Genomic DNA, 12282 nt, shown 5'->3' with positions numbered 1-12282 from the left:
CCGCTGTTTGCGTTAACGGCCGCAGGGTTCCCCGATCCGCCCCCGAAGGTCAAGCCGCAGATGTCGCGGCCTCCGGCGGGGATATTTGGACCAGTATGAAAGACCCTCTCCCCCGGCTTTCATACTGGTCCAAATATCCCGGGGGAGTCCTTGCGGCACGCAAGGACGGGGGCAGCGCCCCCTCTTCCGCGCGGTCAGGCCAGATGGGCGCGGAAGGCGCGGACAACTTCCTCATAGACCGCGCGTTTGAACGGCACGATGGAGGCCACCATCTCCTCCGCCCCGATCCAGCGCCAGGACCCGAATTCCGGATGTTCGGTGTCGATGCGGATCTGGTCATCAGTGCCCAGATAGCGGAGCAGGAACCATTTCTGCTTCTGCCCGCGATACTTGCCGCCCCAGACGCGGCCCAGCAACTCCGGCGGCAGGTCATAGGTCACCCAGCCATGGGTCTTGGCCACCTTCTCGACCAGATCCCGGGTCACGCCGGTTTCTTCCCACAATTCCCGATAGGCCGCATCCGAGGGCTTTTCGCCCTCGTCGATCCCGCCCTGCGGCATCTGCCAGGCCGGGGCGGGGTTATCCAGACGCTGGCCCGCGAAGACGAGGCCGTCGCGGTTCACCAGCATGACGCCCACGCAGGGGCGGTAGGGCAGATCTTCGGTCATGACGGCCTCAGGGCGTTTCCGAGGGTGCCAGCTTGGTCAGGCCCTTCAGGATATCCACCGCATAGGCCAGCTGGTAATCCTCATCCCGCAGCTTGGCGGATTCCTCGGCAGCGGCCTGCTCTTCCAGATACTGCCGCTTCTCATCCTCGGTCATCGAATCGTTCGAGATCGCGCCGCGCAGGCTGGCCTCGCTGCGTTCGCGCGCGGCGGTGGCCTTTTCCTCCTCGGCCGCGGCCGCGGTGCCCGGCGGGGGCGAGGCGGGCTGCTGCACCACGATATCGGGCGAAATGCCAAGCGCCTGGATCGACCGGCCCGAGGGCGTGTAATACCGCGCCGTGGTCAGCCGCATCGCACCATCGCCCTTCAGCGGTATCAGCGACTGCACCGACCCCTTGCCAAAGCTCTTGGTGCCGACAACGATGGCCCGGTGATGGTCCTGCAGGGCGCCGGTCACGATTTCCGAAGCGGAGGCAGAGCCGCCGTTGATCAGGATCACGATGGGCTTGCCGTCGATCAGATCGCCCGCGCTGGCGTTGTAGCGCTCGCCGTCCGAGGCGCTGCGGCCACGGGTGGACACGATCTCTCCGGTTTCAAGGAAGGCATCCGAGACGGTGATCGCCTCATCCAGCAGACCGCCCGGGTTGTTGCGCAGGTCGATGACCACACCCTCCAGATTGTCCTTGCCGCCCAGTTCCTCGATCCCCTTGTTCAGGGCATCGACCAGACCGCTTGTCGTCTGGTCGTTGAAGGTGGTGATGCGCAGGATCACGGCCTTGCCCACGACCCGGCCCTTCACGGCCTGAAGCTTGATCCGGTCGCGGATGATCGACACGTCGAAGGGTTCCTGAACGCCTTCGCGCACCACGGTGATGATGATCTCGGATCCGATCGGCCCGCGCATCATATCCACCGCCTGATCCAGCGTCAGGCCATTGATCGCCTCGCCGTTGACATGGGTGATGTAATCGCCGGCCTTGATCCCCGCCTTGTCGGCAGGCGTGTCATCCATCGGCGAGATGACCTTGACGAAGCCCTCTTCCTGCGTGACCTCGATCCCAAGGCCGCCGAATTCGCCCTTGGTCTGCACCTGCATATCCTCAAAGTCCTTGGCGGACAGATAGGACGAATGCGGATCCAGCGAGGTGAGCATGCCGTTGATCGCGGCTTCGATCAGCTTGTCGGTCTCCACCGGCTCCACATACTGGGCGCGGATGCGTTCGAAGATGTCGCCGAACAGGTCCAGCTGCTCATAGACCGAGCTGTCGCGCTTTGCCTCGTCGGCGATCAGCGGCCCGACCTGGCTGGTCAGCGCCACACCCACGAGTGCACCGCCCACCGCGGCAAAGGCCAGTTTCTTCATCGGGTCTCAGTCTCCTGTCGTGGCGGTTGCCGCAAACCATTCCGTCGGATCGACCGGCGCGGCGCCCAGCCTCAGTTCCAAGTAAAGCGTTTCCGTGTCCTGCGCGCCAGCCCCCGCGGAGGGGGTGGCGATATCCGGCGTGGCGGCCTCTGCCCCGCCCATCAGCCCAAGGGGGGCCCCTGCGGCAACCACCTCTCCCACCTCGCCATAGACCGTGCCCAGACCGGCGAGAACCAGAAGATAACCGTCTCCGGGTTCGAGGATGATCACATTTCCGTAGTCCAGCAGGGGACCCAGATAGCGGATCGTTCCGGGCCAGGGCGCGGTGACCAGCGCGCGGGGCCGGGTGGCCAGTGCCATGCCGGGGCGGCGGACACCCGCGGCATCGGCCTCATCGGGGCGGCGGATCAGCGTGCCGATCACCGGCAGCGGCAGATGGCCCATCGTGCTGATGAAGGGCCGCAGCGCACCGCCTTCGGTCGAGGACAGCGCCAGACCGGCGGCAAAGGATTCCATCGTATCGGCCGATTCCAGCAGCCCCTTCAGCGTTCCGGCATCTTCGGTGAACCGCTTCGGCAGGTCTGTCCGGTCCGAAATCGCCTTGGAGAGCGCCGTCCGCGCGGCCTGTGCCGACGACAGGCCGACCGTCAGCGTCTCCGCCGCGGAGAGTTGCAGCGCGCGCAGGTCGGCCAGTTCCTGCAATTCCAGCCGAAGCTGCGCTGCCTCGGCCTGAAGGGCGGGCGCCACCTCGGCCAGCATCATGCCGGACCGCGCCGTGCCCAAAGGCCCGGCGGGATGCAGCAGGAGAAGCGGACCCGGCGTCTGTTCCATCCGCGCCAGAACGGCCAGAAGCTGGCCCACCCGTTCCCGCTTGGCCTCGAACTGCAGCTTCAGCGCCGCCTCGCGCAATTCCGCCTGACGCAATGCCTCGCGCACGGCGGCAAGGCCCTCCTCATAGGCGCGGATCGTTTCGGTCAGGGCCGAAACCTGCTCACGCCCACCCGACGCCGTCTCCAGCGCGGCCACAGCGGTGCGCAGCTGTTCGGCCGCCTGTGCCGCCTGTTCCGCCACCGTGGCAGCCAAGGCGGGACCGACCGGCAGCGGCGCTGCGGCCAGTGTGGCCGAAAGAAACAGGGCAGCGGCCGCGCGGCGGATCATGCGGTGATCAGGCTTTCGCCCGTCATCTCGGCCGGTTTCGGCAGACCCATCAGCGCCAGAAGCGTCGGCGCCAGATCGGCCAGCCGTCCGCTGCGCAGATGCGCGCCCTGCTGGCCGCCAACCAGTATGACCGGGACGGGGTTCACCGTATGGGCGGTATGCGGGCCGCCGGTCACCGGATCCACCATCATCTCGCAATTGCCGTGATCGGCGCAGACGATCATCGCGCCGCCCACCTTTTCCAGCGCAGCCACGGCGCGGGTCAGGCCGCGGTCCACCGCCTCGACCGCCTTCACCGCGGCGGGCAGGCTGCCGGTGTGGCCCACCATGTCGGGATTGGCGAAATTCACCACGATCAGGTCGAAGCGGCCTTCGATCGCCTCGACCAGACGGTCGGCCACTTCGGGCGCCGACATTTCGGGTTGCAGGTCATAGGTGGCGACCTTGGGCGATTTCGGCATCGCCCGCTCTTCCCCCGCAAAGGGCGCCTCGCGCCCGCCGTTCAGGAAGAAGGTGACATGGGGGTATTTCTCGGTCTCGGCCAGCCGGAACTGGGTCTTGCCCTGCTTGGCCACCCATTCGCCCAAGGTGTTCACGATGTCCTGCTTGGGGAACATCGTGGTCATATAGGCATTATGCGCCTCGGAATAATCCACCATGCCCAGCCGCGCCACCAGATGCGGGCGCGGGCCGGGGTCAAAGCCGTCAAAGTCCGGCGCGCCGATGGCGGCAAGGATTTCCCGCGCCCGGTCGGCCCGGAAATTCAGGAAGAACAGGCCATCGCCGTCCTTCATCCCCGTATAGCCGGCCAGAACGGTCGCAGGCAGGAATTCGTCCGTCTTGCCTGCAGCATAACCCGCGGCAATCGCCTCCTGCGCGGTGGCGGCCGTGGCGACGCCCTGCCCCTGCACGATGGCGCGGAAGGCTTGCTCCACCCGCTCCCACCGGTTGTCGCGGTCCATGGCGAAATAGCGGCCGATCACCGTAACGATCTGCGCGCCCGGGGGCAGCGCGCGCTCCAGCTCTGCCACCTGCGCCGCGGCAGAAGACGGGGCCACATCGCGCCCGTCAGTGATGGCATGGATGGCGACCGGCACGCCTTCGGCGGCAATGATCCGTGCCGCCTCCAGCATATGGGCCTGATGGGCATGGACGCCACCCGGCGAACACAGGCCCGCAAGATGCGCGGTGCCGCCGCTGACCTGCAGCGCCGCGATGAATTCGCGCAAGCTGGCATTGGTGGCAAAGCTGCCGTCTTCGATGGCAAGGTCGATCTGGCCCAGATCCATCGCCACGACCCGGCCCGCGCCGATATTGGTGTGGCCCACTTCGGAATTGCCCATCTGCCCGGTGGGCAGGCCCACATCGGGACCGAAGGTCACCAGCGTGGCATGGGGACATTCCGCCATCAGCCGGTTGAAGGTGGGCACATCCGCCTGTGCCGGGGCCGAGGTTTTCGGGTCCGGGCCGATGCCCCAGCCGTCAAGGATGCACAGGACAACGGGCTTCGGTGCAGGCATGAGGCGTCTCCTTCCGGTTCGCCCGTGTTCTACGCCTGCGGCGCAGGCGCGGCAACGGCCCTATCCCGCACGCCCCTGCTTTTCCCGCACCCGCTGACGCCACAGGGTGAAAAGACCGGCCCCCACCACGATCGCCGCCCCGATCAGCACATTAGCCCGCAGATTTTCCGAGAACATCACGAAGCCCAGAGCCGAGACGAAGGGCAGCTGGAAATAGGCGAAGGGCTGGATCGCCGAGGCTTCGGCCACGTCATAGGCCTTGATCAGCAGCCAATGGCCCAGCACGGCCGAACAGCAAAGCATTGCCATGAAGCCCCAGTCGGTGGGAGACATGGTTTCCCAATGCATCAGCCCGAAAGGTGTGATCGCGATGGCGCCGATGATCCCGGTCCAGAAGAAACTGACCGAGGGGGCATCGCGCTGCGCCACATAGCGCGTCAAAAGACCATAGACCGCGAACATCAGCGCCGCCACGCCGGGCAACAGCGCCCAGACCGTGAAAACGCCGCTGCCCGGCTGCAGGATCACCAGAACGCCCGCGAAACCCACCAGCACCGCAAGCCAGCGCCGCCAACCCACCTTCTCACCCAGGATCGGGCCAGAGAGCATCGACACCAGCAACGGATAGCAGACAAAGACCGCATGCGTCTCGATCAGGCCCAGCTTCACGAAGGCCATGACCATGACGCAGATCTCTGCGATCAGCAAAAGCCCGCGCAGGGTCTGGATCAGCGGATGTGCCGACCGGAGCGCCGCAGGAATCCCCCCAGGAGAGCGCGCCGCGACCGCGCTGACGAAAACCGCCATGAACCAGAACCGCACCGCAACGACCATATAGACATTGGTCGCCTCGCCCAGATGGCGCGACAGCCCGTCCTGAAGCGCGAAGACCGCACTGGTGGCGATCATCAGCCAGATGCCGAGGCGGGTGTTCTGTTTGCTTGCCATGATGGCGCCGCCCTAGCATGCCGCCCGGGCCGGGTGAAGCCTGTGTCAGAGCTCGCGCGCTTCACTGACCAGCATAACGGGTATGCCGTCGCGAACGGGGAAGGCCAGGCCGGCGGATTTCGACACCAGCTCCTGCCGCTCGGCATCCCAGGTCAGGGGGCCTTGGGTGACCGGACAGACCAGCGCCTCCAGCATGCGGCGATCAGATTCGGGAACAGATCCGGGGGCAGAGGTCATTGCAGGGGGTTCTCGCTCGTGCCGCCCCGCAGGGCGAATTCCATCAGGGTGACAAGGGTTTCGCGGCGGGTGGGCAGGCTGGGCGCTTCCAGCAGGGCCTGCTTGTCCTCGGGCGGGAAGGGCCCGATCATCGACATGGCATTGATCAGATCCTCATCCCCGGCCGCGGCCAGCGCCTGCGCGTCGATGGACAGGTTGCGCGTCCCCAGAAACCGGGTGAACAGCGGCAAAAGCGCCCCGCGGTCCAGCCCGGGGTCGGTTTCCTGTGGGCCAAGGTCGCGGGCAAAGGGCGTCCAGTCCGCATGGGCCCGGCGCCAGGGCGTGAAACCCGCCACCTCGTCCCGCAGACGGAACCGCGACACGCCGGTCAGGGTGATCATCAGCCGCCCGTCGTCCATTTCCTGAAACCGGGTGATCCGCCCGGCACAGCCGATGGGCGACAACCGCACACCTTCGGGCTGCGGATCGGCCGCGGGGCTGCCGGCCGTGGCAATCATGGCAATCAGACGCAGCGGACTGCGGAGCGCATCTTCGACCATCGCCAGATAGCGCGGTTCGAAGATGTGCAGCGGCAGGTTCGACCGGGGCAGCAGAAGCGCCCCGGGCAGCGGGAAGAGCGAGACGACCTCGGGCAGATCAGCCGGGCCGATGCGGCGGGAGGCCACGCCCGCCCCTCAGGAGAAGATCATCGAGGACAGGCGGCGACGACCTTTCAGGACAATCGGGTCCTGCGGTTTCAATGCGTCGAAAATGGTGAAGAGCTGCGTCTTCGCGGCACCCTCGTTCCATTCGCGGTCACGGCGGAACAGGTCCAGCAGCTGGTCCACCGCCTCATCGACCTTGCCGCTCGCGTTCAGGGCCACGGCCAGATCGAACCGGGCCTGATGGTCGTCCGGATTGGCCTCGACCGCGGCGTGCAGCTCGGCCTCGGGTCCGGCATTTGCTGCCTGACGGGCCAGTTCCAGCTGCGCCTTCGCGGCCTCCACCTCCTGCGATTTCAGCAGGGCGGGCGAGGCGGTGGCAAGGAAAGCCTCGGCCTGATCCAGATCGCCCGCGGCAATATAGGCGCGGGCCAGACCGCCATAGGCCGCCGCATTCTCCGGCTCTTCGCCAAGGATGGCGCCGAAGGTTTCCACCGCATCGGCCACAGCACCCGTGGCCAGCATCTCTTCGGCGGCGGCGATCGCCTCACCCAGACCGCCGTCCCCGGCCAGTGCCGCCAGCTTGTCGACGAATTTCTTCACCTCGGAGCCGGGCAGCGCACCCTGAAAACCGTCGACCGGCTGACCCTGCCAGAAGGCATAGACGGTGGGGATCGACTGGATCCGCATCTGCTGGGCGATCATCTGGTTCTGATCGACGTCGATCTTCACCATGCGGACCTTGCCCTTCGCCTCGGCCACGGCTTTTTCCAGCGCCGGGCCAAGCGTCTTGCACGGGCCGCACCATGTGGCCCAGAAATCCACGATGACCGGCACCTCGCGCGAGGTTTCGATCACATCTGCCATGAAGCTGGCTTCGGTGCCGTCTTTCACCAGACCGGCGGGCGCGGGGGCGGGCTTTTCGCCAAGACCAAGCATGTTTCCCTCATCTTCATCGGTTTGCAGCCTATATGCGCGCCCGGCGCCGCTTCGCCAAGAGGCGTCAGGCCAGTGCGGCACATTCGGCATGCTGCGGACAGGTGATCAGGTGGTCGTTCACCATCCCCGTGGCCTGCATGAAGGCATAGGTGATGGTCGGGCCGCAGAATTTGAACCCCCGCGCCTTCAGCGCCTTCGACATGGCGGTGCTTTCGGGGGTGAAGCCCTGCGCCGCCGCCATGGACGGCAGGCTGTTTTGCAGGCTGCGCCCGCCTGTGAAGGACCAGATGAACGGGGTAAAGCCCTCTCCCGCCTCGATCTCCAGCCAGGCGCGGGCGGCGGCGATGGTGCCTTCGATCTTGCCGCGGTGACGGATGATGCCCGGATCGGCCAGCAGGCGCAGCACCTCCTCCTCACCCCAAGTGGCAATCTCGGCCGGTTCAAAGCCGCGGAAGGCGGCGCGGAACGTCTCGCGCTTACGCAGGATGGTGATCCAGGACAGCCCGGCCTGGAACGCCTCCAGCATCAGCATTTCCCAAAGCGCGCGCGGATCGCGCTCGGGGCGGCCCCATTCGGTGTCGTGGTAGTGGACATACAGCGGATCGGTGCCGCACCAGGGGCAGCGTGTGGTTTCGGTCATGGGTCCCCCGGATTATGCGGCAGAATTGAAACAAATGCAGAACGTTCAGCCCGGGTTTACCCTGTCCTGCGCAATCTGTCACCCGGGTGATGCGACGGGTGCGACGATGGCATTTCTGAACGGGAGACGGCAGCGTTTCGATATCAATGCCGAAGAGGCATCGCCGCTGGCCGCGGCCTTCTCCAGCGCGGAACGCGGTACATTGGCCATGGTGCGGCAGGCACTGGCAGAAAAACGTATGCGGCTTGCGTTTCAGCCTGCGGTCTATGCTGCAGATCCCGGGATCATCGGCTTTTACGAAGGCTATATCCGCCTGCTGAACCGCGAAGGTCTGGTGATTCCCGCGCGCGATTTCATGGAACTGGCCGAACGGCAGGAACTGGGGCGGGAAATCGACGTGGCCGCCCTGCGGCTTGGCCTGCTGACGCTGCAACGCAACCCCGGCATCCGCATTGCGGTGAACATGTCGGCGCGGTCCGTCGGCTACAAGCCATGGACACAGCTGCTGCGGGCCGCCCTGCGTCAGCTGCCCGATCTGGGCAAGGGCCTGATCCTTGAAATCAATGAGGATTCGGCCATGCAGATGCCCGATGTGCTGATCCCCTTCATGGCCGAATTCCGCCCCGCAGGCATTGCCTTCACGCTGGACGACTTCGGCGCGGGCGCCACCTCGCTGGAACTTCTGAACGAATACGGCTTCGACATCGCCAAGATCGACAGCAAGTTCATCCGCGACTGCCACCGCTCTGCCCGCAACCAGCCCATCGTTCAGGCCGCCATCAGCATGGCGCAGGCCTTCGACATGTTCCTTGTGGCCGAAGCGGTGGAAACCAATGACGAGGCGGTCTGGCTGCGGGATCAAGGGGTTGGCTGCCTTCAGGGCTATCTTTTCGGCAAGCCCGAGGTGGAGCCGGATTTCCGCAGGTTCCGCCGCGCCCGCGCCCCGGCCTAAAGACGTGCCAGGCCGGACTGTGCAGTTGCGGCAATCCCTGACGCAACAATCTTGCCATTTCCTTGCGATTCTGCCTCTCATCCCCTAGGCCGGTAGGAACGCGCGGCCGGCGCGGAACATGGGAGAGAGTTCTATGACCAATGTGGTAATCGTTTCGGCGGCGCGGACCGCCGTGGGCAGCTTCAACGGCGCTTTTGCCAGTACCCCCGCGCATGAACTCGGCGCCAGCGTGATCGAGGCGGTCGTCGCCCGCGCCGGGATCGACAAGGCCGAGGTCGAGGAAACCATTCTGGGTCAGGTGCTGACCGCCGGTCAGGGCCAGAACCCCGCCCGTCAGGCCGCCATTCTGGCCGGTCTGGCCAAAGAGGCCAGCGCCTGGTCGATCAACCAGGTCTGCGGCTCGGGCCTGCGGACCGTGGCGCTTGGCGCGCAGCATGTTCAGCTGGGCGATGCCAAGATCGTCGTCGCCGGCGGTCAGGAATCCATGTCGCTGTCGCCCCATGTCGCGCATCTGCGCGCGGGCCAGAAGATGGGCGACATGAAGATGATCGATTCCATGATCAAGGACGGGCTGTGGGATGCCTTCAACGGCTATCACATGGGCCAGACCGCCGAAAATGTCGCCAATCAGTGGCAGATTTCCCGCGAACAGCAGGACGAATTCGCGCTGGCCAGCCAGCACAAGGCCGAAGCCGCGCAGAAGGCCGGCAAGTTCAAGGATGAAATCGCAGGTTTCACCGTGAAGACCCGCAAGGGTGACATCGTGGTGGATTCCGACGAATACATCCGCCACGGCGCCACGCTGGAAAGCATGCAGAAGCTGAAGCCCGCCTTCACCAAGGATGGCTCGGTGACCGCGGCCAATGCCTCGGGCATCAACGATGGCGCCGCCGCCGTGCTGCTGATGACCGAGAAAGAGGCCGAACGCCGCGGCCTGACCCCGCTCGCCCGCATCGCCAGCTATGCCACCGCCGGGCTGGACCCTTCGATCATGGGCGTGGGCCCGATCTTCGCCAGCCGCAAGGCGCTGGATAAGGCGGGCTGGAAGGTCGGCGACCTTGATCTGGTCGAGGCGAACGAAGCCTTCGCCGCGCAGGCCTGCGCCGTGAACAAGGATATGGGCTGGGATCCGTCCATCGTGAACGTGAACGGCGGCGCCATTGCCATCGGCCACCCGATCGGTGCTTCGGGCTGCCGTATCCTGAACACGCTGCTGTTCGAAATGGCGCGCCGCGATGCGAAGAAGGGCCTTGCCACGCTGTGCATCGGCGGCGGCATGGGCGTGGCCCTGACGGTCGAACGCTGAGCCGCCGAGAATTGACGGGGCGCGCAGGGCACAGGTCCTGCGCGCCCCTTTGTTTTCCGCAGCTGCCACATATTTGAAATATTGCTGCGATTGCAAAATAAATTTTGCAATAATATTGCGTCACCCTTTCCGGTCAGCTAGCAATGACCAAAGGCATTCTGTCGAGGAGGAATCATGTCCAGGGTTGCACTTGTTACCGGCGGTTCGCGCGGGATCGGCGCGGCGATTTCGGTCGCGCTGAAAGCGGCGGGCTACAAGGTTGCCGCGAATTACGCCGGCAATGACGAGGCGGCAAAGGCCTTTACCGCCGAAACCGGCATCCCGGCCTATAAATGGTCGGTTGCGGATTACGATGCCTGCAAAGCGGGCATCGCGCAGGTCGAGGCGGATCTAGGCCCGGTCGATGTTCTGGTGAACAATGCCGGGATCACCCGCGACGCGATGTTCCACAAGATGACGCCGCAACAGTGGAAAGAGGTGATCGACACCAATCTGACGGGTCTGTTCAACATGACCCATCCGCTGTGGTCGGGCATGCGCGACCGCAAGTTCGGCCGCGTGATCTCGATCTCGTCGATCAACGGGCAGAAGGGGCAGGCCGGGCAAGCCAACTACTCGGCGGCGAAATCGGGCGATCTGGGCTTCACCAAGGCGCTGGCCGCCGAAGGCGCCCGCGCGGGCATCACCGTGAACGCGATCTGCCCGGGCTATATCGCCACCGAGATGGTGAAGGCCATCGACGAAAAGGTCCTGAACGAGCGCATCATTCCGCTGATCCCGGTGGGCCGTCTGGGCGAGCCGGAAGAGATTGCCCGCTGCGTGGTCTTCCTCGCCTCGGACGAGGCCGGGTTCATCACCGGATCGACCCTTTCGGCCAACGGCGGTCAGTTCGTCGTCTGATCCTGCCGCACGGCACCTTGGAGGCCTGCCTTCGGGCAGGCCTTTTGCTTTGCGGGGCTTGATGCTGCGGGCGGCCCGGGGCACCAAGGCGGGGCAAAGGGGACGCTTCGCCATGACACGCAGCCGGGCCACGGCCATCGGATTCACCGCCATCCTGATGTGGGCGCTTCTGGCGCTGTTCACCATCGGCTCGGCACCCGTGCCGCCCTTGCTGCTGAATGCGCTGTGCTTTGGCATCGGGGGGCTGATCGGGCTGGTCTGGACCGCACGGCGCGGGTTCGGCGTGCTGCGCTCCGTGTCCTGGCGGGTCTATGCCTTCGGAACGGCGGGGCTGTTCGGCTATCACCTCTTGTATTTCACCGCCTTCCGCCTGTCCCCCAGTGCCGAAACCGGGCTGATCGCCTATCTCTGGCCACTGTTCATCGTGCTGTTCTCGGGCCTTCTGCCGGGAGAGCATCTGACAGCGCGGCATGTGACCGGCGCGCTGATCGCCTTTGCGGGGGCGGCGCTGATCGTCCTTGGCCGCGACAGTGACGGGGCCACCACCGCGGCGGGACTGGTGCTGGCCTTCGGCTGTGCCGTGACATGGGCCGCCTATTCGGTGCTGTCCCGCCGCCTGGGCGATGTGCCCACCGAAAGCGTGACCGTCTTCTGTCTGGCCACCGCGGTTCTGTCCGTCGTTGCGCATCTGGTGATGGAGCCGACGGTCTGGCCCGTCACGGCCAGTGGTTGGCTGGCGGTGCTGGCGCTTGGGCTGGGCCCGGTGGGGGCCGCGTTCTTCACCTGGGACATCGGGATGAAGAAGGGCGACATCCAGCTTCTGGGCGTTGCCTCCTATGCCGCGCCGCTTTTGTCCACGCTGGCACTGGTGCTGGCGGGGATCGCCCGGCCAAGCTGGATGCTGCTAGCCGCAGCCGTGCTGGTGGCCGGCGGGGCCATGCTGGCGGCGGGCGGGCGGCGGACCGGACGGAAGACCTGACCTATGGCCAGAACAGGGTTGCCTTGACCACCGG

At 65.7% G+C, this 12282-nt stretch carries 13 protein-coding genes; 4 read left to right on the top strand and 9 right to left on the bottom strand.

The genetic code is table 11. The features are described from left to right. Nucleotides 1-194 precede the first annotated feature (194 nt). The 9 genes from ACO2Q5_RS12405 to ACO2Q5_RS12365 all read right to left on the bottom strand — a co-directional run bounded on the left by ACO2Q5_RS12405 (nt 195) and on the right by ACO2Q5_RS12365 (nt 8111). A complete protein-coding gene (locus ACO2Q5_RS12405; protein ID WP_423291441.1) occupies nt 195-668 on the bottom strand; it encodes an RNA pyrophosphohydrolase in 474 nt (157 codons plus the stop codon). 7 nt (nt 669-675) lie between these two features. Further along, nucleotides 676-2028, bottom strand: coding sequence for a S41 family peptidase (locus ACO2Q5_RS12400; protein WP_423291439.1), 1353 nt, complete (start codon nt 2026-2028; stop codon nt 676-678). A 6-nt stretch (nt 2029-2034) separates the two neighbouring features. Further along, nucleotides 2035-3186: a murein hydrolase activator EnvC family protein gene (locus ACO2Q5_RS12395; RefSeq protein WP_423291437.1), complete on the bottom strand. Its 1152-nt coding sequence runs from the start codon at nt 3184-3186 to the stop codon at nt 2035-2037. After that, entirely contained in the window at nt 3183-4706 is a 1524-nt protein-coding gene (gpmI, locus tag ACO2Q5_RS12390; RefSeq protein ID WP_423291435.1) for a 2,3-bisphosphoglycerate-independent phosphoglycerate mutase, read from the bottom strand. Before gpmI ends, ACO2Q5_RS12395 begins: the two co-directional genes overlap by 4 nt. A 60-nt stretch (nt 4707-4766) precedes the next feature. Further along, complete coding sequence (locus tag ACO2Q5_RS12385) at nt 4767-5654, bottom strand: DMT family transporter (protein ID WP_423291433.1); 888 nt, start codon at nt 5652-5654, stop codon at nt 4767-4769. A 45-nt stretch (nt 5655-5699) separates the two neighbouring features. Next, entirely contained in the window at nt 5700-5891 is a 192-nt protein-coding gene (locus ACO2Q5_RS12380; protein ID WP_423291431.1) for a Trm112 family protein, read from the bottom strand. Beyond that, nucleotides 5888-6556 carry an LON peptidase substrate-binding domain-containing protein gene (locus tag ACO2Q5_RS12375; RefSeq protein WP_423291429.1) on the bottom strand — a complete coding sequence of 223 codons (669 nt, stop codon included), beginning with the start codon at nt 6554-6556 and terminating at the stop codon, nt 5888-5890. The genes ACO2Q5_RS12380 and ACO2Q5_RS12375 overlap by 4 nt, the downstream gene beginning before the upstream one ends. 9 nt (nt 6557-6565) lie before the next feature. Continuing rightward, complete coding sequence (gene trxA / locus ACO2Q5_RS12370; RefSeq protein ID WP_423291427.1) at nt 6566-7471, bottom strand: thioredoxin; 906 nt, start codon at nt 7469-7471, stop codon at nt 6566-6568. Between the two features lie 64 nt (nt 7472-7535). Further along, nucleotides 7536-8111 carry a DNA-3-methyladenine glycosylase I gene (locus tag ACO2Q5_RS12365; protein WP_423291425.1) on the bottom strand — a complete coding sequence of 192 codons (576 nt, stop codon included), beginning with the start codon at nt 8109-8111 and terminating at the stop codon, nt 7536-7538. 106 nt (nt 8112-8217) lie between these two features. Here ACO2Q5_RS12365 and ACO2Q5_RS12360 point away from each other — a divergent pair, with 106 nt between their 5' ends. The 4 genes from ACO2Q5_RS12360 to ACO2Q5_RS12345 all read left to right on the top strand — a co-directional run bounded on the left by ACO2Q5_RS12360 (nt 8218) and on the right by ACO2Q5_RS12345 (nt 12248). Then, a complete protein-coding gene (locus tag ACO2Q5_RS12360; protein WP_423291423.1) occupies nt 8218-9063 on the top strand; it encodes an EAL domain-containing protein in 846 nt (281 codons plus the stop codon). Nucleotides 9064-9196: 133 nt separating this feature from the next. Next, complete coding sequence (locus ACO2Q5_RS12355) at nt 9197-10369, top strand: acetyl-CoA C-acetyltransferase (RefSeq protein WP_423291421.1); 1173 nt, start codon at nt 9197-9199, stop codon at nt 10367-10369. Between the two features lie 174 nt (nt 10370-10543). Beyond that, nucleotides 10544-11269: a beta-ketoacyl-ACP reductase gene (locus tag ACO2Q5_RS12350; protein ID WP_423291419.1), complete on the top strand. Its 726-nt coding sequence runs from the start codon at nt 10544-10546 to the stop codon at nt 11267-11269. Between the two features lie 112 nt (nt 11270-11381). Beyond that, nucleotides 11382-12248 (top strand): DMT family transporter, encoded by an 867-nt coding sequence (locus ACO2Q5_RS12345; RefSeq protein WP_423291417.1) that lies wholly within the window; start codon nt 11382-11384, stop codon nt 12246-12248. Nucleotides 12249-12282: the final 34 nt, after the last annotated feature.

The organism is Neotabrizicola sp. VNH66, from assembly GCF_049445895.1.
Classification (GTDB): domain Bacteria; phylum Pseudomonadota; class Alphaproteobacteria; order Rhodobacterales; family Rhodobacteraceae; genus Pseudogemmobacter.
The sequence above is the reverse complement of the archived record's forward strand: the minus strand, read 5'-3'. Positions and strand labels throughout refer to the sequence as shown.

Excerpts from the sequence above, each read along its gene's own strand:
- trxA (WP_423291427.1), bottom strand. The coding sequence starts at position 7,471 with ATGCTTGGTCTTGGCGAAAAGCCCGCCCCCGCGCCCGCCGGTCTGGTG.
- ACO2Q5_RS12405 (WP_423291441.1), bottom strand. The coding sequence starts at position 668 with ATGACCGAAGATCTGCCCTACCGCCCCTGCGTGGGCGTCATGCTGGTG.
- ACO2Q5_RS12345 (WP_423291417.1), top strand. The coding sequence starts at position 11,382 with ATGACACGCAGCCGGGCCACGGCCATCGGATTCACCGCCATCCTGATG.
- ACO2Q5_RS12380 (WP_423291431.1), bottom strand. The coding sequence starts at position 5,891 with ATGACCTCTGCCCCCGGATCTGTTCCCGAATCTGATCGCCGCATGCTG.
- ACO2Q5_RS12360 (WP_423291423.1), top strand. The coding sequence starts at position 8,218 with ATGGCATTTCTGAACGGGAGACGGCAGCGTTTCGATATCAATGCCGAA.
- ACO2Q5_RS12365 (WP_423291425.1), bottom strand. The coding sequence starts at position 8,111 with ATGACCGAAACCACACGCTGCCCCTGGTGCGGCACCGATCCGCTGTAT.
- ACO2Q5_RS12395 (WP_423291437.1), bottom strand. The coding sequence starts at position 3,186 with ATGATCCGCCGCGCGGCCGCTGCCCTGTTTCTTTCGGCCACACTGGCC.
- ACO2Q5_RS12385 (WP_423291433.1), bottom strand. The coding sequence starts at position 5,654 with ATGGCAAGCAAACAGAACACCCGCCTCGGCATCTGGCTGATGATCGCC.
- gpmI (WP_423291435.1), bottom strand. The coding sequence starts at position 4,706 with ATGCCTGCACCGAAGCCCGTTGTCCTGTGCATCCTTGACGGCTGGGGC.
- ACO2Q5_RS12350 (WP_423291419.1), top strand. The coding sequence starts at position 10,544 with ATGTCCAGGGTTGCACTTGTTACCGGCGGTTCGCGCGGGATCGGCGCG.
- ACO2Q5_RS12400 (WP_423291439.1), bottom strand. The coding sequence starts at position 2,028 with ATGAAGAAACTGGCCTTTGCCGCGGTGGGCGGTGCACTCGTGGGTGTG.
- ACO2Q5_RS12355 (WP_423291421.1), top strand. The coding sequence starts at position 9,197 with ATGACCAATGTGGTAATCGTTTCGGCGGCGCGGACCGCCGTGGGCAGC.